Consider the following 22,341-nt stretch of genomic DNA (forward strand, 5'->3'; position numbering starts at 1 on the left):
CTCCGTTTCATTTTGGCGGAAGGTTCACTTGGCGGAACGGTTTATTTCAGCGGAATCCGGTGCGGGACAAACGCAGCGCCATCGTCGGTGACCAGTCCGGCGGTCTCCCGGATACCCATACCCGCCGACGAGTCACCGACGATCCACGCTCCCAAGGCGGGGCGCATATCGTCGAATTCCGGTAGCGGATCCAGTAATTGGTAGACGAAGCCCTCTTCACCGTAGACACCGCCGGTGGCGGTCTCCATGCCGGCGCCGACGATCGTGATATTTGCGCCTTCGCGACCCAGCTTGGGTTTGCGGACGTACTCGGTGAGTTCATGCGGGTCGTCGATGTAGGCGGGCAACAGGTTCGGGTGCCCGGGATACATCTCCCACAACACCGCAAGGATCGCCTTGTTGGACAACAGCGCCTTCCACAGCGGCTCGATCCACATCGTCTGCGGCAGGCTCGATACCACGTGCTGGCCGAACTGATCATCGAGCACCCATTCCCACGGGTGCAGTTTGAAGATGGCCTCGATCGGCGCCTCTTCCAGATCGACGAATCGCTCCAGCGCGGCATCCCAGCCGACGTCCTCGATCATCAAGCCGACGGTCTGAAAACCGGCTTCAGCCGCGGTCTCCTGCAGGTACGTCGTGGTGATCTGGTCTTCGCCGGTCGCTTCCACACCCGACCAGGTGAAGTGAAGTTCGTTGCCGGGCAACAGATCAGCGACCGCCTTCCAGCGGTCGACGAGCTGTTCGTGCAACGAGTTCCACTGGTCGTCGGCGGGGAATTTGTCCTTGAGCCAATACCACTGCAGGATTGCGGCCTCCAGCAGTGTGGTCGGGGTGTCGGCGTTGTATTCCAGCAGCACCGCCGGCCGGCGACCGTCGTAACGCAAGTCGAAGCGGCCGTAGACATGTGGATCGGAACGCCGCCACGATTCGGCGATGAACGGCCAACTCCACTCGGGCAGACCGAAATCGGCGTACCGCTCCATCAGGACCACCTGCTCGACGGCATTGAGGCACATCGAGTGCAGCAGTTCGACATCGGCTTCCAGCGCCAGGATCTCGTCCATGTCGAACTCGTAGTACACCGATTCGTCCCAGTACGGCCGGTCGGCGCCGGTCGCATCGCGCGCGGGCGTGCCGTACACCAGGCCTTGCGATTCGACGATGGATCGCCAGTTGGGACGCGGCTGGGTCCGGGCGCGTTTCACGAGCCGCTGCTCCCGCCGCCGCCCTTGCCGCCGCTGCCGCCGAGCCCGCCGCGCGAAATCGTGGTACCGGACTTGGTGGTGATCGTGGCGCCCTTCGGCGCAACCGTGGTGCCTCCGCTGGGGCGTTGACCGACGTTACCGGAGCTGCCGTAGTAGTACCGGTACTGATGTCCGCCGTAGAAGAAGAAGCCGTTGAGGCCCGCGGTATGGCCGGTGCAGTAGCTGTCGGGGACGATCACCGGTTGACCATTCGGGTCGTCCTGGACGCATTGGGCGGTGACGTGCTCGGGCGTCAGCAACCAGTACCCGAGGCCGGCCACCAGACCCACCACGCCGACGCCGGCCGCGGCGCCCATTAGGACACGCTTCTGCTTGGCGCGCTTGGCCTCGGCCTCCCGCCGAGCCTCTTCGATCTCGCGCTGCTTGTCCTCGTACTTCCGTCGGGCCCGCAGCTCGGCCGGCGTCGGGGGCCGCGGCCGCGCGGTTTCGGGGTCCTGATACTGGATGCTGCCGCCGGCCCGGCGCTTGGCCGGTGCGTCTCCTGCTGATTCGGCATCCGGCACCGGCTGCGTCTCGTCGGACCGCTCGGCAGCCGCGGCGGGCCCGCCCTGGTCGTCGTCGGGGCGGCTGCTAACCGGTGGGTCTGGTTCCGACCCCACTAGCTCTCCTCCGGTCCGGGTAACGGGCCCGGCGAGGCGACACACTTGCCGCCCAGGGGGCGAGCATCAGGCTGGTACGCCGGCACGCGGGCAGTCTCCCACATCAGCGGCGCCGTCCGGATCAGGACCACCAGCGCTCCAGCACCCGCGCGACGCCGTCGTCGGTGTTGGCAGCGGTGACCTCATTGGCCGCGGCGCGCGCCTCGGGGTGGGCATTGCCCATCGCCACCCCGAGCCCGGCCCGCAGCAGCATCGGCACGTCATTGGGCATGTCCCCGAAAGCCACCACGTCCGCCTCGGCGATCCCCAGGGGCCGGCCGATTTCTGCCACACCGGTGGCCTTGCTGATGCCCAACGGAACGACCTCGACCAGCCCATTGTTGGTCGAATAGGTGATTTCCCCTGCGGTTCCGAGATGTTTGGCCAGCCGGGCCGCCATCTCCGCGCTGGTGGCGCCGGTCTTGCGGATCAGCAGCTTGATCGCGGGCGCGCTGAGCAGATCTTCGATCGACACCTCGGTGTGGTCCGGGTTCAGCCAGGCATGCTCGTAGCCCGGTGAACTGACGAACTGCGGGGTCGCCGTATCGTGCGCACGGTCGCCGATGCGCTCGACGGCCAACCCGGAACCGGGGATGACCCGCCGGGCGATCTCGGCCAGAGCGGCCAGAGCATCCACGGACAGGGTGTGCGCCGATACCACCCGATCGGTGGCGGGGTCATAGATGACCGCGCCATTGGCACACACCGCCATCGGCGCGAAGCCGAGTGCGTCGACCACCGGCCGCACCCAGCGCGGTGGGCGGCCGGTGGCCAGGATGAACGTCGCGCCGCCGGCGACGGCGGCGCGCACCGCCGCGCGGGTGCGCGCGGTCACGGTTTCGTCGTCGTCGAGCAGGGTGCCGTCGACGTCGCACGCGATGAGCGCCGGCGGGCTCGGCGGCGTCGTCAGTGCGGTACGCCTTTGCTGCGACTGGGCGAGGTCACTCCGTGGTGCCCGCGCCGGCGCGCGCGCTGGGCCAGTTCGGCGATTCTGCTGCGACTCTGCGATGCTATGCGGGCCTGCTCACGCTTTCGCGCCCGCTCAGCCAACTCAGCAATGCGGTAGGCCTTCGACTCCTCCGGGCTGGGCGCACTGCCACCGAGCCGTCGGGGCACCCAGTACTCCCCTGGCGGATGCGGATACTGCTCCTGCACGCGATACAGCATCGATTCCATCGCCTGGCGCAACGTGGCGTTTAGCGTCACCGCATCGCCCTGCGGACGCAATGGCGGTCCGACTGCCACGGTGATCGGAATCTTGTTGCGGAACAAGTCCTTGGGTTGATCTTTGGGCCAAATCCGGTGCGCACCCCAGACGATCATGGGAACGATCGGCACCTGCGCCTCCAACGCCATCCGCGCCGCGCCGGTCTTGAACTCCCGCAGTTCCAGACTGCGGCTGATGGTCGCCTCCGGATGCAACCCGATCAGTTCGCCCTCGCGCAGCCGCTGCACCGCCACCGCATAGGCATTGGCGCCCTCGGAGCGGTCCACGGGAATCAGCTGGGCATGCTTGATCACGTAGTTGACCGCCTTCACCTCCTGCATTTCGGCCTTGATCATGAACCGCAACCGCCGCCGGCAGTGCTTGGCGGCGATCGACGCGGGAATCCAGTCCACGTAGCTGGTGTGGTTGAGGGCGATCAAGGCGCCGCCCCGCTCCGGAATGTTCTCCAGGCCGTAGTAGGTGATCTTGTTTCCGTTGGCCGCGACAATCGATGGGACAAGAAACTCCATCATTCGGAAAAATGGCTCGGCCATTTCGTATGTTCTCCTTCCACCGCTACCGCGACTGATGCGGTGCACGGCCGGCCGCCTTCGCCGCCGCCTCGTCAGCATCCAACTGAGCCGCCTCGGCCGGCGTCGGCGCACCGCCACCGAGTCGGCGCGGCACCCAGTACGCCCCGGGCGGATGGCGATACCGTTGCTGCACCTGATGCAGCAGCCCGGTCATCGCCTCCCGCAGAGCAGCATCGGTCTGCGCGATATCGCCGCGGGCCGGAAAAGGCGGTCCCACCTGCACAATGATCGGCACTTTGGTGCGTCCAATGCGCCGGGGATGGCCTTTGGTCCAGATCCGCTGGGCACCCCAAACAATAACGGGAACAATCGGGACGTCTGCCTCCACCGCCATCCGGGCGGCCCCGGACTTGAACTCTTTGAGCTCGAAGCTGCGGCTGATCGTCGCCTCCGGATAGACGCCGACCAGTTCACCTTCCCGAAGCCGCTGCACCGCCACCGTATAGGCGCCGGCGCCGGCACCTCGGTCCACCGGGATAGTCCGGGTGCGTTTGATCAAGAAATTGACCAGCTTCACCCGCTGCATCTCAGCCTTGATCATGTACCGCATCCGGCGGCGCCGACGATTCATGGCCAGCGCGGCCGGCAGCCAGTCGACATAGCTGGTGTGGTTGATCGCGACCACGGCGCCGCCCCGTTCGGGCACGTTTTCCACACCGAAATAGCTGATCCGGGTTCCGGTCGCCAGCACCAGCAACTTGGCCAGGATCTCCAGGGTGCGGTAGGTCGGCTCGGCCATCGGTCACTGCTCCGCGGCTCCGGCCGGATCGGCGCGCTGCGCACGGCGAGCCGCCCTCTCCGCCGCCTCCTGCGCGTCCATCCGGGCCGCCTCGGCCAGCGACGGCGCACCGCCGCCGAGCCGGTGCGGTACCCAGAACTCGCCGGCCGGATGCGGTCCGTACAGCTTCTGCGCCCGTTCCAGCAAATGCTGCATCCGTGAGTGCAGCAACCTGTTCAGTTCGGCGGTGCCCAGTGTCGGTTCGATCGGTTCGCCGACGACGACCGCTATCGGCACCTTCGGACGCACCAGCTTTTTGGGGTGGCCCTTCGTCCAGATCCGTTGCGCGCCCCACACGATGTGCGGAACGATCGGCACGCCGGCCTCGACCGCCATCCGCGCGGCACCCGACTTGAATTCCTTGATCTCGAAACTGCGGCTGATCGTGGCCTCTGGATAGACGCCGACCAGCTCACCATCCTTGAGCATCCGGACCGCCGCCTCGTAAGACGCGGCCCCCTCCTGCCGGTCTACCGGGATATGCCGCAGCCGACGCATGATCGGACCGGTGACCTTGTGGTCGAAGACTTCCTGTTTGGCCATGAACCGCACCTTGCGCCCGAGACCCTGCTGGTAAGCCGGCAAACCCGCGAAGGTGAAGTCCAGGTATCCGGTGTGGTTGATCGCGACGACGGCGCCACCGGTGGCCGGTACGTTCTCCACACCGGTGACGGTGATCCGGAGACCCTGGATGCGCCAGGTCAAGCGGGCAAGCTGAATGATAGTCCCGTATACCGGCTCCACAGCTGTCCAGCCTAGTGCTCCGGGCCGCCAAGGCTGAAGCCGAAAATGAGAGGCAAAGACCGGAAAAGAGAGGCGGCCTTCCCTTCCCATGTCTTTCCCGACGTCACCGCCGGCCGTACCCACAGTTGTCCGCACATTTGCTGCCGGCCGGCGCGTGCGCGCCGTCTGGACCAATGAACTCGGCGGCGTCACCTTCCGGATCGGTCCGGGCACCGAATTCGTCAAGGTAGCCGGAGCCGCCACGGTCGACTTCGCCGACGAAGCACGGCGGTTGCGCTGGGCGGCGCAGCACACGCCGGTGCCGGCGGTATTGGGTTTCGGCCTCGACGGCGACCGGGCATGGCTGCGCACCGGTGGGCTGCCCGGTGTATCAGCGGTGCACCCTCGCTGGCTGGCGGCACCTGACGTGGCGGTGCGGGCGATCGCTGTGGGGTTGCGCACACTGCACGACACGCTGCCGGTCTCGTCGTGTCCGTTCGACTGGTCGGCGGCCGGCCGGTTGGCCCGGCTTTCCCCGGCCTGGCGGGCAAAGCTCGGCGACCCTCCGCCGGTCGATCGGGTGGTGGTCTGTCACGGCGATGCGTGTTCGCCCAACACGCTGATCGATGAGCACGGCCGGTGCTGCGGACATGTCGACGTCGACTCCCTGGGCGTGGCCGATCGGTGGGCCGACCTCGCGGTGGCAACACTGTCGCTGGTCTGGAACTACCCGGGGCGCGGCTGGGACACGGTGTTCTTCGAAGCCTACGGAGTCGATCCGGACCCGCCGCGCCTGGATTACTACCGACGCTTGTGGCAGGCCGAGGATATCGACGCAAGCTAAGCTCGATGCTGCATTTCGCGGCCCCCACGCGCGCAGCAGGTCGATCTTCCTGAACGACACGGAAAGGCATTTGTGCAGGTCACCAGCGTCGGCCACGCCGGCTTTCTGATCCAGACCCACGCGGGCAGCATTCTGTGCGACCCCTGGCTCAACCCGGCCTACTTCACTTCCTGGTTCCCGTTTCCCGACAACAGCACACTGGACTGGTCCGCCCTGGGCGACTGTGACTACCTGTACGTCTCCCACCTCCACAAGGACCATTTCGACGCGGAGAACCTGCGGAGCCACGTCAACAAGAACGCGGTGGTGCTGCTGCCCGACTTTCCGGTGCCCGATCTGCGAAACGAGCTGGAGAAGTTGGGGTTTCACCGGTTCTTCGACACCACCGACTCGGTCAAGCACCGGGTGAGCGGGCCCAAGGGTGAACTGGACATCATGATCATCGCGCTGCGAGCCCCGGCCGACGGTCCGATCGGGGACTCGGCACTGGTGGTTTCCGACGGCGAGACGACGGCGTTCAACATGAACGATGCCCGTCCGATCGATTTGGACGTGCTGGCATCGCAGTTCGGCCCTATGGACGTGCACATGCTGCAGTATTCGGGCGCCATCTGGTACCCGATGGTCTACGACATGCCGGCGCGCGCCAAGGAAGCTTTCGCCACCCAGAAGCGGCAGCGCGGGATGGACCGGGCTCGCCAGTACATCGCGCAGGTCGGGGCCACCTGGGTGATTCCGTCGGCCGGACCACCGTGTTTCTTGGACCCCGAACTGCGCCACCTCAACGACGACGGCAGCGACCCGGCCAACATCTTCCCCGACCAGATGGTGTTCCTGGACCAGATGCGCACCCACGGCCACGATCGCGGCCTGCTGATGATCCCGGGATCTGTCGCGGATTTCACCGGCGCGGAGCTGAATTCGCTGAACCATCCACTGCCCGTCGAAGACGTCGAAGCCATCTTCACTACCGGCAAGGCGAAGTACATCGCCGACTATGCCGAACGGATGGCGCCGGTCGTCGCGGCCGAACGGGCAAGCTGGGCCTCCGCCAGCGGAGAGCCGCTGCTGGAACCGCTGCGCGCGCTGTTCGAACCGATCATGATGCATAGCGACCAGATCTGCGACGGCATCGGCTACCCGGTGGAACTGGTCCTGGGCCCCGAGACCGTCGTCTTGGACTTTCCGAAACGGACGGTGCGCGAACGCATTCCCGACGAAAAGATCCGTTACGGCTTCGCGATCGCGCCGGAGCTGGTACGCACCGTGCTGCGCGACCGGGAACCGGACTGGGTCAACACCATCTTCTTGTCGACCCGGTTTCGGGCCTGGCGCGTCGGCGGTTACAACGAATACCTCTACACCTTCTTCAAGTGTCTGACCGACGAGCGGATCACCTACGCCGACGGCTGGTTCGCCGAGACTCACGACGACAGCGCATCGATCACCCTGGACGGCTGGGAAATTCAGCGGCGCTGTCCCCACCTGAAAGCCGATCTTTCGAAATTCGGTGTGGTGGAAGGCAACACGTTGACCTGCAACCTACACGGGTGGCAATGGCGGCTGGACGACGGCCGCTGCCTGACCACCCGCGGCCACCAGTTGCGGAGTTCGAAAACATGATGCAGTTCTACGACGACGGCCTGGTCCAGCTGGACCGTGCCGCACTCACGTTGCGCCGGTACCACTTTCCGTCCGGCACGGCCAAGGTCATCGCGTTAGACGACATCCGCGGCTACCAGGCCGAGCCGCTGGGCCTGCTCACCCACCGGTTCCGTATCTGGGGCAGCTCGGACCTGCAGCGCTGGCTACCGCTGGACGTCAACCGGCCCCTCAAGTCGACGTTGATCACCCTGGACATTCGGGGGGCGCGATGGAAGCCTGCCTTCACGCCCGCGCGTCCGGTCGATTTCGTCGCGCTGCTGGATGGGTTGCTCGCCGAACGGCGTTAGCTCTAGCCGAACGTGTATCCACTGCGAGATTTTCGCGAGTTCTTCGCGTTGAGAGCACGTTCGGCGAGTCATAACCCCGCCAGGACCGCACGGCCGGCGTTGAAGCCGGGAATAAACGTGATTCCGGGTCCGCCGTGGCATCCCGCACTTGCCAGGTACAGCCCGTCGATCGGAATGGGCTGGCCGAGATAGCCTTTCGGCCCCGGCCGGTTTTGTCCGATCTGGTTGGGATGCAACAGCCCGTGGCAGTAGTCGCCGCCGGGCGCGCCGAACATCACCCCCATGTGCTTGGGCGTGAAGGTGGTGTGCCTGGTGATGCTGCCGGCGAAATTGGGTGCCAGCCGAGTGATCTTGTCGATGACGCGCTGACCCATGTCGAGTTTGGATTGCCCATAGTCGGCGCCGCCCTCGATGGGGAACCACAGGGCAAACGCCGACGCGGCCTGCCTGCCTTCCGGGGCCAGCTGCGGATCGTGCAGCGACGGGATCTGCAGCACGACGGTCGGGTCGGCCGGCACAATTCCGCGACGGCATTCCTCCCACTGCTGCTGCACCTCCTCCGGTGTGCAGAAGATCCCGATCGAGGCCTGCATGGCCGGGTCATTGAGCGCCTGGTATGGCGCGGCAAAACTGGGCGTCTCGTCCAGGGCGAAGTGCATCTGCAGGTAGCTGCCGCGGTGATCGATACGCGCATACCGTTCCCGAATGTCGGCGGGCAGCGCCGCGGGATCGATCAGCTCGTTGACCGTGACGTCCGGCGCGACGGCCGAGACCACGATCGGGGCGCTCAGGATGTCGCCGGCCTCGGTACGCACGCCGCTCACCCGGCCGCCCTCGACGCGGATCTCGGCCACCTTGGATCGCAACCGGACTTCGCCGCCGTGGCTCTGCAGCAGCCGGCACAGATGCGCGGTCAGCGCCCCGATGCCGCCGCGCAGCTTCTTCATCTGCACGAAGTCGCCGTCGGGCATACCCAGTCCGAAGGCCAGTGCGGCGGCGCTGCCCGGCGTGGCCGGCCCGCGGTAGATGGTGTTGACGGCCAGCACCGTCATCGAGCCGCGCAGGGCGGCGTGCTTCTCGCGGTCCGGCAGGTAGCGGTCCAGCACGTCGGTGACCGACCCGAACAGCATGTCGTCGATGGCTGAGCGCTCGAATTCGTTGGTGGCGCAGGCATACATCTCGTCGAAGGTCTTCGGCAGCGTGCCGGCCTCGAAGCGTCCCAGCGCCCGTGTCGGCGCCCGGCCCCACGCCAGCAGCCCCGCCATTCCGGTGACCACGTCCGCGCCGTGTACCTCGTTGAGGTGGGCGAACATCTTCACCGGGTCGGTGTACTGGATCAGCGGATCGTCGCCGATACCGCGCAACGCCACCGACATCACCTCGCACTGGACGGACGGCAAGGTATCCAGGCCCAATTCGTTCACCACCACCGCCGACGTGGGGAACTGCACCGAGCCGGCGATCTCGAACCGGTACCCGTCGAACAGCTCGACGGTGGTGGCCATCCCGCCGGCGTAGCGCTTGGCGTCCAGGCACACGGTTCGCAGCCCCGCCCGCTGCAGCAGCACCGCCGCGGTCAGCCCGTTGTGCCCGGCGCCGATGACTATGGCGTCGTAATCAGACATGCTCCTGCCCTCCAGCAAGGCACGCTGGCACGGATGCAAAGGTTTTGTCAATTATGACGAAACCTGGCCGGGAAGCCACGACTCGGTGATACCGGCCCGCAGCGATTCCAGCGCCGTATGACACATCCGCGCCAACTCACCGAGCGACCGCTCATCGCCGAGCATCCACACCTCCATCGCACCGAACACGGCCGCGGCGATACACCTCGCCGTCACCGCCACCCGCAACCGCTGGTCCGGAGTCGGGTCAGCCACGCAGCTACGGCGTTGCAGCTGCCTGGCGATTGCCTCGGCGAAGTCGGCCTGGACGTCACGAATGTGCCGGACGATGCGCCCGGGGTCGAGTTCCGCACCCCGCAACGCGGCGATTTTCGTGACGGCTTCCACGTCATAGGGAAACGCGAAGACGGCCGACCGCACGGAATCGATGATCGGCTCGTCGGCCGGCCTGGCGTCCAATGCCGTGCGAAACCAGTGCAGCCCGGTGTAGTCGGCAAACAACAAATCGTGCTTGGAGTGGAAGTGGCGATAGAACGTCCGCAGCGATACCCCCGCGTCCGCCGCGATCTGTTCGGCCGAGGTGTCCGCCACGCCCTGGGCCAGGAATCGCACCAGCGCGGCCTGACGCAACGCCTCCCGGGTGCGTTCGCTGCGCGCCGTCTGCGCTGGCCGGACCATGGCAGTAAACCGTACCAAGAATCATTATGACAATATTGACAAAACTTTCCGGTGCGATGAGACTGCGGCCATGGTGTCGCTGGTTATCCACGCGCTACTCGGGCTTGCCGTCGTCGCCTGGATCGTGGCGTCGAACCCCAAGGTCTACGCGAAACCGGCGGGCGGGGCCTGGCTGTCGCCGCTGGAATGCGTGTATTACACCGCCGGCATCGCCTCGATCGCGTTGGGCTGGTACTTCAACATCCACTTCATGCTCGGCGCGCACGGTCAAGGCAACCTGGTCTCCGGACCGGGCAGCTACCCGAACTTCCTTCGGCTGCAATTCGCAAACCCGGCCGCAGGCTCCGGCAATCAGGACTACCTCATCGCGAATGTCGTTCTGCTGCCGGTGTTTACCATCGTCGACGGCTATCGGCGAGGTCTGAAACGCCCGTGGCTGTTCTTTGTGGCCAGCTTCTTCACCAGCTTTGCCTTCCCGCTCGCCTGCTACTTCGCCACCATCGAACGCCAGCGCCGGCACGAACAATCGCGCCAAACCCTCAACGTCTAGAGCGGTTCGAGCACCTCGGTACCGACAAACGGGACCAGCGCCGCGGGGACCCGCACGCTGCCGTCGGGCCGCTGGTGGTTTTCCAGGATGGCGACCAGCCAGCGGGTGGTGCCCAACGTGCCGTTGAGCGTCGCCGCGATCTGCGGCTTGCCATTGGCATCGCGGAAGCGGGTCGCCAGGCGGCGCGCCTGAAAGGTGGTGCAGTTCGACGTCGAGGTCAGCTCGCGGTAGCCGCCCTGAGTCGGAACCCACGCCTCGCAGTCGAACTTGCGCGCCGCCGACGCGCCGAGATCACCCGCGGCCACGTCGATGACCCGATACGGCACCTCGATCAGGGCCAACATTTCGCGCTGCCAGGCCAGCAGCCGCTGATGTTCGGCTTCGGCGTCGCCGGGTGTGCAGTAGATGAAGCCCTCCACCTTGTCGAACTGGTGCACTCGAATGATGCCGCGGGTGTCCTTGCCATAGCTGCCGGCCTCGCGCCGGAAGCATGACGACCAACCCGCGTAACGCAGCGGCCCGGCGGACAGGTCCAGAATCTCGCCGGAATGGTAGCCCGCCAGCGGCACCTCCGAGGTGCCCACCAGGTAGAGGTCGTCGGCCTCCAGCCGGTACACCTCCTCGGCATGGGCGCCCAGGAAGCCGGTGCCGGACATCACCTCCGGGCGCACCAGCACCGGCGGAATCATCGGGATGAAGCCGTTGTCGACGGCCAGCCGCAGCGCCAGCTGCAGCAGCCCCAACTGCAGCAGCGCACCCCGCCCGGTCAGGAAGTAGAACCGCGATCCGGACACCTTCGCGCCGCGCTGCATGTCGATGAGACCGAGCGCCTCGCCGAGTTCCAGGTGGTCTTTCGGGTCGTCCAGCCGAGGGGGTTCGCCGACGACGTCGAGCACCGCATAGTCGTCCTCCCCGCCGGCGGGGACGCCGTCCAGGATCACGTTGGGGATCGCCAGATGTGCCGCGGTGAACACCGCCTCGGTTTCGGTTTGGTTCGCTTCGGCGGTCTTGACCTGCTCGGCGAGGTATTTCGCGCGGTGCAGCAGCGCGGGCCGCTCCTCCGGTGACGCGCCGCCCACCCTCTTGCTGGCGGCCTTCTGTTCGGCGCGCAGCGCATCCGCGGCCGCGATCGCGCTGCGCCGCGTGGCGTCGGCCGTCAACAGGTCGTCCACCAGCGACGGGTCTTCGCCGCGACTGAGTTGGGAGCGGCGCACGGCGTCGGGGTCTTCGCGGAGCAGCTTCAGGTCGATCACGGGCGCAAGACTACTTTTGACCGCGCAGCCCGATGGCGTCAGCTGGCCGGGCATCCGGCTCTGGTCTCACATCAGCAACATTGGTAACGCCACCGGGCAGCCCCTGTCACAATGGAACGGATGTTGGACGCTCCCGAGAAGCAACTGCCACCTGACAGCGAAGCTGACAGAACCGGCACCGCCGCAGCCACCCCGCCGGGGGCGGGCTTCCGCTGGCCTCGGGCTCTGCAGGCGTCGGCGACCCGGCGGGCGCTGCTGCTCACCGCTCTGGGTGCCTTGCTGATCGCCGGGCTGGCCACCGCGATTCCCGCGGTGACCACCGGTCCGGGGCGCCTTGCCGGCTACATCGACAACAACCCGGTGCCCAGCACCGGCGCCAAAAGCAACGCCGCCTTCAACCGAGCCACCGGCGGCGACTGCCTGAACTGGCCCGACGCCATGCCGGAGGCCGCGACCATCGTCAGCTGCTCCGACGACCACCGGTTCGAAGTGGCCGAGTCCATCGACATGCGGACCTTCCCCGGTTCGGAGTACGGGCCCAACGCTGATCCCCCGTCGCCGGCACGCATCCAGCAAATCAGCCAGGAGCAGTGCGAGGCCGCCGTACGCCGCTACCTCGGCACCAAGTTCGACCCGAACAGCAAGTTCACCATCAGCATGCTGTGGTCCGGTGACCGCGCGTGGCGACAAGCCGGCGAGCGCCGCATGTTGTGCGGCTTGCAGTTGCCCGGCCCCAACAACCAGCAGGCCCTGTTCAAAGGCAAGGTCGCCGAACTCGACCAGTCCAAGGTCTGGCCGGCCGGCACCTGCCTGGCCATCGACTCGAACACCAACCAACCGGTCGATGTTCCGGTCGATTGCACGGCCCCCCACGCGATGGAGGTGACCGGCACGGTCAACCTCTCCGAGAAGTTCCCGAACGCGCTGCCCGCCGAACCAGAGCAGGACGCGTACATCAAGGACAACTGCACCCGGATGACGGACGCGTATCTGGCGCCCATCAAGTTGCGGACCACCACGTTGACGCTGATCTACCCGACGCTGTCGCTGTCCAGTTGGTCGGCGGGCAGCCGTGAGGTCGCGTGCAGCATCGGTGCGACGCTGGGCAACGGCGGCTGGGCCACGTTGGTCAACAGCGCCAAGGGACCGCTGCTGATCAACGGCCAGCCCCCGATACCGCCGCCCGACATCCCCGAGGAGCGGCTCACGCTGCCGCCGATCCCGGTGCAGGTGCCGGCCCCACAACCCGCGGCCCCGGTCCAGGAGATCCCGGTCACGCCACCGGGCAACCAACACCTGCCCAATCAACAGCCGGTGGTGACACCGTCTCGCGCGCCCGCAGCCCCGGCCACCACCCAACCGCCCGCCGCGCCGGCCACCACCCAAGCACCCGCCGCCCCACCGGCTGATGGCGGGGCGCCGCCGGCGGCCCCGGCACCGGAAGCCCCCGCACCCGCCGAGCCCGCGCCGGAAGGTTAACCCGTGGCGGTGCGGATGGATCCGCAGCGGTTCGACGAACTGGTTTCCGACGCACTCGACCTCCTCCCGCGCGAACTGGCAGCCGCGATGGACAACGTGGTCATCTTGGTCGCCGACCGCCACCCCGGCGACCACGACCTGTTGGGCTTATACGAGGGAGTCGCGCTGACCGAGCGCGACTCCGATTACGCCGGAGCACTGCCGGACGCGATCACCATCTACCGCGACGCCCTGCTGGATGTCTGCGAACCCGCCGACGAAGTCGTCGATCAGGTGGCAATCCCCGTGATCCACGAGATCCCCCACCACTTCGGCATCGACGACGCCGGGCGGGACGAACGGGGGGGGGGCTGACCGAACCCCGCCGGTGACGGGCGCGGCATCCCGGAATTGTCCGGCCCTGGTGCTAAGAACGCTTCATGAGCACAGTCTGTCGCGACTGCCGGACAGGCGTCTATCACTGCCACGGCACCGTCATTCGTCATGATCTGGGCCGGACCGAATGCACCGAAAACGACTGCGACGGACCCGAGATATCGGTGCACGGGTTCGTCATCGACTGCGACGCGGTCGGCTGCCGATGCGCTGACGCGCCGAACGGAGAGGCCGGATCACCCCATCGGGTCAGTGCTTGACGTCACCGCGTCGATGACCGGCGTAGGTGGGCCTTGCGTGAGGTCGGGGTAGAACGGCGGCTTGAGGTTTCCCCACTGCACACAACTCCAGCGCCCGTCGGTGATCGGAGCCAGCACCACGCATTCGGCATTGCCCAAATGGTTGTCGAGCACGAACGTGCCGTCGACGCCGGCCAGCACCGCCGACGTCAGCCGGATAGCGGCGCCATGGCTAACGACCACGATGTCACCATCCCAGGCGGCGTCGTCCAGGTAGCGCATCCGTAGTTCAGTAAGCACCGGCAGGTACCGGTCCAAGACGTCTTCGCCCGACTCACCGCCGGGCAGCGGCACCTGCAATTCACCGCGATGCCAACGGTCGTAGATGGCGTTGAATTCGGCCACGGCCTCGTCGTCGCTGCGATTTTCCAGCTCTCCCACCTGGACCTCGTGGATGCCGTCGAGCCGCAGCGGCGACAACTCCAGCTCGGCGGCGATCACCTCGGCCGTTTCTGCCGCACGGACCGCGACCGAGTGCGCCAGCAGGACCGGGCGGGCAGAACCGCCGAGCGCGAACGCGCGGGCTTGCTCGCGTCCCAGGGACGTCAACGCCGTGCCGGGTGGCCGGGTGTCCAGCCGGCGCTCGACGTTGCCGTGGGACTGGCCATGCCGCAGCAGCACCAGCCGACCGCTCATCGCCCCGGCTCCCGGGCCGGGGCCGGCTGGCCCTCCCGCAGCCGAGCCAGCCAGATCGATGCATCGTCGGGTGGCGGCGGCTGCATGCCGACCGCCTGTCCCGTCGGCCAGGAACCCAGGTATCGCACATCAGCACAACGACGGTGCAACGCCTTGAGTGCCTCGGCGACGGCGTCGTCGTCGATATGGCCGACGCAGTCCACGAAAAACATGTAGGTGCCCAATTCGGTACGGGTGGGCCGGGATTCGATCCGGGTGAGGTCGATGCCGCGCATGCCGAACTCGGTCAGCGCTTCCACCAGTGCGCCGGGCACGTTGTCGATCCGCAACACCGCCGAGGTGCGATCGGCTCCCGTGCGCGCCGGCGGTCGGGCCGGCCGGCCGATCAACACGAAACGGGTCCGGGCGCTGGATTCGTCGACGACACCGTCGGCCAGCGCCGTCAATGCCCAGTGGGCGGCCGCCAGCGGCGACGTGACAGCCGCGTCGACCCGGCCCTCAGCCACCTGGCGGACCGCGTCGGCATTCGAATACGCCGGGCACATCTCGACACCGGGCAGATGCGCGCTGAGCCATTGCCGTACCTGTGCTGCCGCCACCGGGAAGGCGGCCAGCGTCCGTACCTCGGCCGCACTGCGACCGGGCCGTACGACGATGCTGAAGGCCACGTCGAGGGTGGTCTCGGCGAACACCTGCAGCGGCGAACCGATGGCCAGGCTGTCCAAAGTGGGCGCCAGCGACCCGTCGATCGAGTTCTCCATGGGGACGCAGGCGAAATCCGCCGTGCCGTTGCGGACAGCCTCCAGCGCGGCGGGGGTGCTCTCGACCGGCAGCCGTTGCGGCAGCTCCGTCAGCTCGGCTTCCCGGCCGGGTACCAGCCCGGCGGCCGTTATCTGCAACAGCGCCGCCTCGGTGAACGTCCCTTCCGGACCGAGGTAGGCGATGCAGACCACGTTGACCACACTAGTGGCGCATCGGGTCCTTGCGACGGACGAGCCGAGTAGCTTAAGTTAGGCTTACCTAATTTCGAGGAGCCGCCGCGATGTTTCCGATCACCAACCCGACGCCCACGACCGCCGAGCGCGTTCGCACAATTTGCGCGCGGGCCGGCGCGGGCCTGCTGGCGGTAGAGCCCGACCAACCGATGGCCGCGCCGCTGCATCACTTGATGTCCGACGGTTCCTTCGCCGTGGCCGTTCCCGCTGACCGCGCTGCCGCGGCCGGTTACACGCCCGGCTGTGGATCTCAGGCCTTGCTCGAGCTCACCGATTACGCCCCGCTGCCGGTCCGGGAGCCGGTCCGATCGCTGGTGTGGATCCGCGGTCGCCTGCAGCGGGTCCCGTGGGGAGCAGTGACCTCGGTGCTGGACACGATCGCCACCGAGAACCCGGACCCGACCCTGCTGCAGGTGGAGACTCCCCGATCCGGCCCCGCCCTGCGGCAGCAGCACCGGTACACATTGCTGCGGCTGGAGACCGAATCGGTGGTCGTGACCGACACCACCGGAGCCTCGCCGGTCAGTGTCGCGGACCTGCTGGCAGCCAGACCGGACCCGTTCTGCGAGATCGAATCGACGTTGCTGTGGCACCTGGCGACCGTCCATGGCGACGTCGTCGCCCGGTTGGTCTCCCGGCTGCCCGCCCAATGGCGGCGCGGAGCGATCCGTCCCCTCGGCCTCGACCGGTACGGCGTGCAATTTCGGGTCGAAGGCGACGACGGCGACCGCGACATCCGATTGCCGTTCCATCGGCCGGTCAACGACATGCATGGGCTGGGGCAGGCCATCCGGGTGTTGATGGGGTGCCCCTTCGTCAACGGCTTGCGGGCCCGCCGGCGCTGCGCGTCGTAGCACGCCGTCGCGGCCGGCTGCACTGCCGGGTCCGGCCACGTACGTTGTCCGGGTGAACGGCGATCGATCACCGCAGCCCTGGAGACCCCGAGGACCGCTGCATCACCGGTCGGCGCAGCCGGAGCCGTCACAGGTCATCCGTCGCGAAAACCCGCCACCGCGGCCACCGGGCAGACCCCGGCCCGAACCGGATTCCACACCGGCAACGACTGATCCCCCGCCGTCCTCGACAGCCCGGCCAGTCCGGCTCAGACGGCAGCGCGGTCCGGCCGAGTCGACGCCGCCTCCGCGGCCGGTGGCGCCGAAGGCGCGCCGCAACCGGGTCAGGCAGCGGCGCTGGGGCAGGATCGTGGCACTCAGTGTGCTGGTCGTTTTGTTATTGGCCGGAGCGGGCATCCTCGGCGGTGCGCTGTGGCTGGACACGTCGCTGCGCCGCGAGCCGGTGTTCAGCGACGACGCCGACCGCCCGGGCGCCGGCCGCGGCACGAACTGGCTGCTTGTCGGTTCCGACAGCCGCCAGGACCTCACCACCGAGCAGCAGCAAAGCCTCGCCACCGGCGGCGACGTCGGCGCCGGACGCACCGACACCATCCTGCTGGTGCATGTGCCGGAGTTCGGGTCGAGCACCCCGACGACGTTGGTGTCGATACCGCGCGACTCCTCGGTGCCGATACCCGGTCACGGTCGCGACAAGATCAACGCCGCGTTCGTGACCGGTGGCGCGCCCTTACTAGTGCAGACCGTTGAGCAGGCCACCGGCCTGCGCGTCAACCATTACGCCGAGGTTGGATTCGGCGGCTTCGCCGACCTGGTCGACGCGCTGGGTGGGGTCAGCGTGTGCCTGAGCGACCCGATCCGCGATCCATTGGCCGGTGTCGACCTGCCGGTCGGCTGTCAACAACTGGACGGCCGACGGGCGCTGGGTTACGTCCGGTCTCGCGCCACACCGCGGGCCGATCTGGATCGGATGCTCAACCAACGCCAGTTCATGGCAGCGCTGCTGCACCGCGCCGCCAGCCCCGCGGTATGGCTCAACCCATGGCGTTGGTACGCGGTGCCACACGCAGCCGCCCGGGCGCTGACCGTCGACCAGGCCACCCATGTCTTCGACCTGGCACGCCTGGTCTGGGCGCTGCACGGGCACACCACCGCGCTGACGGTTCCGATCGGCGAGTTCACCGACAGCGACGTCGGCTCGGTGGTGGTATGGAATCACGACGCGGCCCGGGAATTGTTCGACGCGCTCGCGTCGGATGCTCCGGTGCCGACTTCCGCGATCGACGGGCAACCATAGTGACTTCACCGGGTGTGCAGGACGCGTCGAACGTGAACCGGCCGCGACGACACGCCGGTGCTCAGCGCCCCCTGTTCACGCTGGGCGCGAGGAAGTCGTGGCGCCCCGTATCGTTTGTAGCGACAGCCACCCGCAATAACGCCTAGCGGAATTATTTCAGTTAGGCAAACCTGGCCTGATAAAGAGCGTTATTGACGGCCCCGGAACACTTAGGAAACGCTGTCCTCACTAAGTGATGCCTTTGTTGCGGACCAGGTCCTACCTGCATTAATCTGACCTCATGACTGACTACGACGGACACAAGACCAAATTCCACGCGTTAATGCAAGAGCAAATCTTCAACGAATTCACCACCGCACAGCAATATATTGCGATCGCGGTCTATTTCGACAGCGAGGACTTGCCACAATTGGCGAAGCATTTCTATGGCCAGGCGGTCGAAGAACGCAATCACGCGATGATGCTGGTGCAACATCTGCTCGACCGCGGCCTTCGCGTCGAAATACCGGGCATCGACACCGTCCGAAACCAGTTCGACAAACCGCGTGATGCGCTGGCGCTGGCACTCGACCAGGAACGTGCCGTCACCGACCAGGTCGGCCGGCTGGCGGCGGTGGCCCGCGACGAGGGCGACTTCCTCGGCGAGCAGTTCATGCAGTGGTTCCTGCAAGAACAGGTCGAAGAGATGTCGCTGATGTCCACCCTGCTGCGGATCGCGGACCGGGCCGGATCCAACCTGTTCGAGCTCGAGAACTTCGTCGCCCGCGAGGTGGGCCGGGCGCCGTCCGCCTCAGGCGCCCCGCGCGCCGCCGGCGGTAGTCTCTAGCCGCCGGCCTGGCCGGCGCGCCCCTGCTGTAGCCAGGCCTTCGTGCGGGCGGGGTGGTGAGTGGCCATCCACGCCACCCCGACCTCACGGCAGAATTCGACGTCGTCGTATTCGTCGACGTTCCAGCAGTAAACCGCCCGTCCCTGGGCCGCCGCACGGTCGACGAGTTGCGGGTAGTCCTTCAACGCCGGCAGCGACGGTCCCACCGCGGTCGCCCCGACGGCGGTGGCCGCGCTGCTGGCCAGGTACCGTCCGGTCTTGCCGAGCAGCACCGTCGGCAACAGCGGCGCGGCCCGCCGGATCCGCCAGACCGCCGCGGCCGAGAACGACATGACGACGGCGCGCGACCGGTCGGCGGAGGCCGGCGCGGCAATGCCGAAGCGGTGCAGAAGTGCCAGCACCTTGTTTTCGACCAGCGATCCGTATCGGACCGGGTGCTTGGTCTCGATGAAGATCTTCACCGGCCGGTTCCAGTCCAGCACCAGCGCGACCAGCGCATCCAGGGTCAGCAGGCTGGTGTCGCCGTGAGTGCCGTCCGCACGCCAGCTTTCGTGCCAGGCGCCGTACTCCAGCTCGCGCAGCTCGGCCAGCGTCATCGTGCTGACCAGCCCGACTCCGGTCGAGGTCCGGTCCAAGCGCCGGTCGTGTACACAGACGAGGTGGCCATCGCGGGTTAGCCGCACGTCGCATTCCACGCCGTCGGCGCCCTCCTTGAGCGCCAGGTCGTAGGCGGCCAGCGTGTGTTCCGGTCGAGCAGCGGACGCGCCACGGTGGGCAACCACAAACGGATGCCCGGCGATCACCTCGTCGGCCCAGGTCATGCCCATTATGCTGCCGGTTCTTGGCCTTGCAGCTCAACTGCCCCGGCAGCAACCGGGGCGGGTTGCGGGGGCGGGCCATCCGGGCGCACCACGAGCCACCGGTGCGCCGGCCGTTCGACCGGTTTGCGCTCCAACCCTTCGAACACCCGCCCGGCAGCGGCCACGGCGGCCGCGGCCAACGCGTAGCCAACGACCGTCATCACCGTGTTGTTGGCGATGCCCTGGGCGTCGCCGGCAAAGCTGGTGGCGATGGCGAAGATCGACACCGCATTGCTGACCCCCCAGGTGATCCACCACACCACGATGGGCCGGCGCAGCCGGTGGTAGTGGTCTTCGACCACCGCGAGTTCGATGACGTACACCGGCGCCCACAACACGTTGGCCAACGGCAGCAGACAGCCGGCCCACAACTGCCGCGCCGAGCGGTGCTCGGGCAGGCCGTGATGGGCGAACGCGGCAGCCCGACGAGCGATCAGCCAGCGAATGAGCACGACGAAACAGCCGATCGTCGCGACGAGCGCGGCAATGCTGGCCAGCACCCCCAACCACAGCGCGGCCCCGGCCACCAGGGAGTTAAGCAATAGGCTGCGGTTGACGATGAGGAGCACGTATCGCACCGCATAGACCAATGCGGCGATACCGAGCACCACGATCGTGGCGAACAGCGCGGCGCGCACCGTGGGTGCGGCCGGCCCGGACTTTTCCGGTATCGCCGCCGGCGACGGTGCGGTCGAAGGGAGTCGGTCCGCCAGACCCCAACGCGGCATCACGGCATAGCGCGGCGTGGGCCCGCGGAATCGTCGCCAGGTCCGCGGTGGCGGCGGGGCGCCCGGGCGTACCGCGATCCAGCGAAACCCGGGTGGGAGCCGCGGCGGAGTGCGCTGCATGAGGTGAGGCGCCGGCTGAGGGCCCACCGCCGAAGGCCACCGCGGGTCACCCGCCGACGGGTCGGCCAGCGGCGCCATCAGGGTCCCCCGGCAACGTGGACACCACACCCGCTGACGATCGCGGACGTTCCACCGAGTGCCGCATTGGGAGCACACCTGGATCACCGGACCAGCCTAATAGCCTGCCGACACCACGGCACAGCACGGCGTCAAAGCGGATCGGGGAAGCACCTTGCGTGCGCGGGGCGGTGCGGGACCGCGGCGGCCCGGGCCCCCGGCGAGGCAGTCTGCGCGACCCCTGGACGGGACCTGGCCAGAACCTGGACAGCTACTAAGGCCCAACCGCGACCTATCCACAGTTTCCACAGCTTTATCCACAGTCGGCTGTCCGTCTCGATGCCGCCTCTATCGGCCCGGTTCGCGTCGAACTGTGGATAACATGGCGCTCCCGGGACGCGCCGATCGACAGCCCGGAGGCGCCGCGAGCGAAGTGCGGGGCTGCGTCGGGCCAAGCTTTTCCGCGGTCCGGTTAACGACTTGCCGGCGCTGCGGTGGCGAACCGTCAGAGGTTGTCCGGCCCGGCTCGGTCGCGCGGCCGCAGGCAGTGGTTTTCGACGGCCGGCTGGTGCGGTCTTGCCATCATCTGGCCATCACCCGGCGACACTGCCGGCGTTGTTCGTCGCGCAATTTTTCAACTAGTGCACCAGGCGTTATGATCTGCGACGCGATGTTCATTGTGACTCACCTCACTGAGGCGGGATGACCATGCCGGGGGAAGGCGTTTGATGGCGACACACTCCTACGGTCCGGGGTCGCCGCCACCGTCGAATTCGCGCTCGGGTTCGCCCGCCTGGAACCACGCCTATGTCATCGCCGCCCTTCGTGCCGGACTGATCGCGCTCGCGCTGCTCGCGGTGCTGGTCTTCCTGGTTGTGTATTAAGTCCCCGGCGCCCGGGTATGCCCTGAGAAATTCAAGGAACTGCTCGAGCCGTTCCGGATGATGGGGGCTGTTCTTGCGGCACGCGCGGTCATGCAGCAGGGTTGACTACGTCAGCCCGCCGCGTGGCGGAACCCACGCGAATGACGTGTCAGACGATTGAAGGAGGGAACGCCGTGGCCGAATACGCTTTGCCCGATCTGGATTGGGACTACGGGGCGCTGGAACCACACATCTCGGGTCAGATCAACGAACTTCACCACAGTAAGCACCACGCCACCTACGTCAAGGGCGCCAACGATGCGGTCGCCAAACTCGAAGAGGCGCGCGCCAAGGAAGACCACTCGGCGATCTTGCTGAACGAGAAGAACTTGGCCTTCAACCTCGCCGGCCACGTCAACCACACGATCTGGTGGAAGAACCTTTCTCCCAACGGAGGCGACAAGCCGACCGGCGAACTCGCCGCGGCCATCGACGAGGCGTTCGGGTCCTTCGACAAGTTTCGTGCCCAATTCCACGCCGCCGCCACCACGGTGCAGGGGTCGGGCTGGGCGGCGCTGGGCTGGGACACTCTCGGCAACAAGCTCCTGATATTCCAGGTCTACGACCACCAGACGAACTTTCCGCTCGGAATCATTCCGTTACTGCTGCTCGACATGTGGGAACACGCCTTCTACCTCCAGTACAAGAATGTCAAGGTCGACTTCGCCAAAGCATTCTGGAATGTCGTGAACTGGGCCGATGTGCAGGCGCGCTACGAGGCGGCCACCTCGAAAACGCAGGGCCTGATCTTCGGCTGACTCCAGCATTTTCAGCGCCTGGGCGCCG

25 protein-coding genes are annotated in these 22,341 nt (G+C 67.1%); 12 read left to right on the forward strand and 13 right to left on the reverse strand.

The features are described from left to right. Positions 1-41 precede the first annotated feature (41 nt). From B4U45_RS13575 to B4U45_RS13600, 6 genes are all read right to left on the reverse strand, one after another. The gene (locus B4U45_RS13575; protein WP_075549776.1) at positions 42-1,208 is read right to left on the reverse strand and encodes a glutathionylspermidine synthase family protein; all 1,167 of its coding nucleotides are present in this window, start codon (positions 1,206-1,208) and stop codon (positions 42-44) included. Continuing rightward, positions 1,205-1,867 carry a hypothetical protein gene (locus B4U45_RS13580; protein ID WP_240316539.1) on the reverse strand — a complete coding sequence of 221 codons (663 nt, stop codon included), beginning with the start codon at positions 1,865-1,867 and terminating at the stop codon, positions 1,205-1,207. The genes B4U45_RS13575 and B4U45_RS13580 overlap by 4 nt, the downstream gene beginning before the upstream one ends. A 121-nt stretch (positions 1,868-1,988) precedes the next feature. Next, positions 1,989-2,816, reverse strand: coding sequence for a Cof-type HAD-IIB family hydrolase (locus B4U45_RS13585; RefSeq protein ID WP_075549775.1), 828 nt, complete (start codon positions 2,814-2,816; stop codon positions 1,989-1,991). Beyond that, positions 2,813-3,667 carry a lysophospholipid acyltransferase family protein gene (locus tag B4U45_RS13590; protein WP_075549774.1) on the reverse strand — a complete coding sequence of 285 codons (855 nt, stop codon included), beginning with the start codon at positions 3,665-3,667 and terminating at the stop codon, positions 2,813-2,815. Before B4U45_RS13590 ends, B4U45_RS13585 begins: the two co-directional genes overlap by 4 nt. Positions 3,668-3,689: 22 nt before the next feature. Beyond that, positions 3,690-4,445, reverse strand: coding sequence for a lysophospholipid acyltransferase family protein (locus tag B4U45_RS13595; RefSeq protein WP_075549773.1), 756 nt, complete (start codon positions 4,443-4,445; stop codon positions 3,690-3,692). 3 nt (positions 4,446-4,448) lie between these two features. Continuing rightward, complete coding sequence (locus tag B4U45_RS13600; protein WP_075549772.1) at positions 4,449-5,228, reverse strand: lysophospholipid acyltransferase family protein; 780 nt, start codon at positions 5,226-5,228, stop codon at positions 4,449-4,451. Positions 5,229-5,316: 88 nt separating this feature from the next. Between B4U45_RS13600 and B4U45_RS13605 the strand changes: the two genes are divergently transcribed. The 3 genes from B4U45_RS13605 (at position 5,317) to B4U45_RS13615 (ending at position 8,003) form a co-directional block, all read left to right on the forward strand. Continuing rightward, positions 5,317-6,051 (forward strand): phosphotransferase, encoded by a 735-nt coding sequence (locus tag B4U45_RS13605; RefSeq protein WP_083153549.1) that lies wholly within the window; start codon positions 5,317-5,319, stop codon positions 6,049-6,051. Positions 6,052-6,123: 72 nt separating this feature from the next. Further along, complete coding sequence (locus B4U45_RS13610) at positions 6,124-7,674, forward strand: MBL fold metallo-hydrolase (protein ID WP_075549770.1); 1,551 nt, start codon at positions 6,124-6,126, stop codon at positions 7,672-7,674. Then, on the forward strand, positions 7,671-8,003 hold the full coding sequence (locus B4U45_RS13615) for a hypothetical protein (protein ID WP_075549769.1): 333 nt from the start codon (positions 7,671-7,673) through the stop codon (positions 8,001-8,003). The genes B4U45_RS13610 and B4U45_RS13615 overlap by 4 nt, the downstream gene beginning before the upstream one ends. A 68-nt stretch (positions 8,004-8,071) precedes the next feature. Here the strand turns inward: B4U45_RS13615 and B4U45_RS13620 are convergent, their stop codons facing one another. Next, on the reverse strand, positions 8,072-9,628 hold the full coding sequence (locus tag B4U45_RS13620) for a phytoene desaturase family protein (RefSeq protein WP_244899370.1): 1,557 nt from the start codon (positions 9,626-9,628) through the stop codon (positions 8,072-8,074). Positions 9,629-9,679: 51 nt separating this feature from the next. After that, complete coding sequence (locus B4U45_RS29280) at positions 9,680-10,306, reverse strand: TetR/AcrR family transcriptional regulator (RefSeq protein WP_075549767.1); 627 nt, start codon at positions 10,304-10,306, stop codon at positions 9,680-9,682. 70 nt (positions 10,307-10,376) lie between these two features. Between B4U45_RS29280 and B4U45_RS13625 the strand changes: the two genes are divergently transcribed. Continuing rightward, positions 10,377-10,856: a DUF2834 domain-containing protein gene (locus B4U45_RS13625; protein WP_075549766.1), complete on the forward strand. Its 480-nt coding sequence runs from the start codon at positions 10,377-10,379 to the stop codon at positions 10,854-10,856. On the opposite strand, the gene serS is transcribed toward B4U45_RS13625, so the two are convergent. Further along, positions 10,853-12,109: a serine--tRNA ligase gene (gene serS / locus B4U45_RS13630; RefSeq protein ID WP_075549832.1), complete on the reverse strand. Its 1,257-nt coding sequence runs from the start codon at positions 12,107-12,109 to the stop codon at positions 10,853-10,855. The genes B4U45_RS13625 and serS overlap by 4 nt on opposite strands. Positions 12,110-12,229: 120 nt before the next feature. On the opposite strand from serS, the gene B4U45_RS13635 reads away from it, so the two are divergent. The 3 genes from B4U45_RS13635 to B4U45_RS29285 all read left to right on the forward strand — a co-directional run bounded on the left by B4U45_RS13635 (position 12,230) and on the right by B4U45_RS29285 (position 14,223). Continuing rightward, entirely contained in the window at positions 12,230-13,588 is a 1,359-nt protein-coding gene (locus B4U45_RS13635; RefSeq protein ID WP_183154938.1) for a septum formation family protein, read from the forward strand. Between the two features lie 3 nt (positions 13,589-13,591). After that, positions 13,592-13,942 (forward strand): metallopeptidase family protein, encoded by a 351-nt coding sequence (locus B4U45_RS13640; RefSeq protein WP_219859414.1) that lies wholly within the window; start codon positions 13,592-13,594, stop codon positions 13,940-13,942. A gap of 65 nt (positions 13,943-14,007) precedes the next feature. Next, complete coding sequence (locus B4U45_RS29285; protein WP_082275687.1) at positions 14,008-14,223, forward strand: hypothetical protein; 216 nt, start codon at positions 14,008-14,010, stop codon at positions 14,221-14,223. Here B4U45_RS29285 and B4U45_RS13645 read toward each other — a convergent pair. After that, a complete protein-coding gene (locus tag B4U45_RS13645; RefSeq protein WP_075549763.1) occupies positions 14,200-14,898 on the reverse strand; it encodes a histidine phosphatase family protein in 699 nt (232 codons plus the stop codon). The two genes, B4U45_RS29285 and B4U45_RS13645, sit on opposite strands and share 24 nt — an antisense overlap. Continuing rightward, positions 14,895-15,851 carry a prephenate dehydratase gene (gene pheA / locus B4U45_RS13650; RefSeq protein WP_075549831.1) on the reverse strand — a complete coding sequence of 319 codons (957 nt, stop codon included), beginning with the start codon at positions 15,849-15,851 and terminating at the stop codon, positions 14,895-14,897. Before pheA ends, B4U45_RS13645 begins: the two co-directional genes overlap by 4 nt. A gap of 89 nt (positions 15,852-15,940) precedes the next feature. Between pheA and B4U45_RS13655 the strand changes: the two genes are divergently transcribed. The 3 genes from B4U45_RS13655 (at position 15,941) to B4U45_RS13665 (ending at position 18,867) form a co-directional block, all read left to right on the forward strand. Continuing rightward, on the forward strand, positions 15,941-16,747 hold the full coding sequence (locus B4U45_RS13655) for a DUF2470 domain-containing protein (protein ID WP_075549762.1): 807 nt from the start codon (positions 15,941-15,943) through the stop codon (positions 16,745-16,747). 52 nt (positions 16,748-16,799) lie between these two features. After that, a complete protein-coding gene (locus B4U45_RS13660; protein WP_122526539.1) occupies positions 16,800-18,041 on the forward strand; it encodes an LCP family protein in 1,242 nt (413 codons plus the stop codon). A 280-nt stretch (positions 18,042-18,321) separates the two neighbouring features. Beyond that, a complete protein-coding gene (locus tag B4U45_RS13665) occupies positions 18,322-18,867 on the forward strand; it encodes a ferritin (RefSeq protein WP_075549760.1) in 546 nt (181 codons plus the stop codon). Here B4U45_RS13665 and B4U45_RS13670 read toward each other — a convergent pair. Then, complete coding sequence (locus B4U45_RS13670) at positions 18,864-19,688, reverse strand: glycerophosphodiester phosphodiesterase (protein ID WP_075549830.1); 825 nt, start codon at positions 19,686-19,688, stop codon at positions 18,864-18,866. The genes B4U45_RS13665 and B4U45_RS13670 overlap by 4 nt on opposite strands. A 5-nt stretch (positions 19,689-19,693) precedes the next feature. After that, positions 19,694-20,740, reverse strand: a complete 1,047-nt coding sequence (locus tag B4U45_RS13675; RefSeq protein WP_075549759.1) for a DUF4328 domain-containing protein — start codon at positions 20,738-20,740, stop codon at positions 19,694-19,696. 620 nt (positions 20,741-21,360) lie between these two features. On the opposite strand from B4U45_RS13675, the gene B4U45_RS13680 reads away from it, so the two are divergent. Further along, positions 21,361-21,516, forward strand: coding sequence for a hypothetical protein (locus B4U45_RS13680; protein WP_162877319.1), 156 nt, complete (start codon positions 21,361-21,363; stop codon positions 21,514-21,516). Between the two features lie 173 nt (positions 21,517-21,689). Beyond that, positions 21,690-22,313 carry a superoxide dismutase gene (locus tag B4U45_RS13685; protein ID WP_023368896.1) on the forward strand — a complete coding sequence of 208 codons (624 nt, stop codon included), beginning with the start codon at positions 21,690-21,692 and terminating at the stop codon, positions 22,311-22,313. Positions 22,314-22,341 lie beyond the last annotated feature (28 nt).

Source organism: Mycobacterium persicum (assembly GCF_002086915.1).
GTDB classification, from domain to species: Bacteria; Actinomycetota; Actinomycetes; order Mycobacteriales; family Mycobacteriaceae; genus Mycobacterium; species Mycobacterium persicum.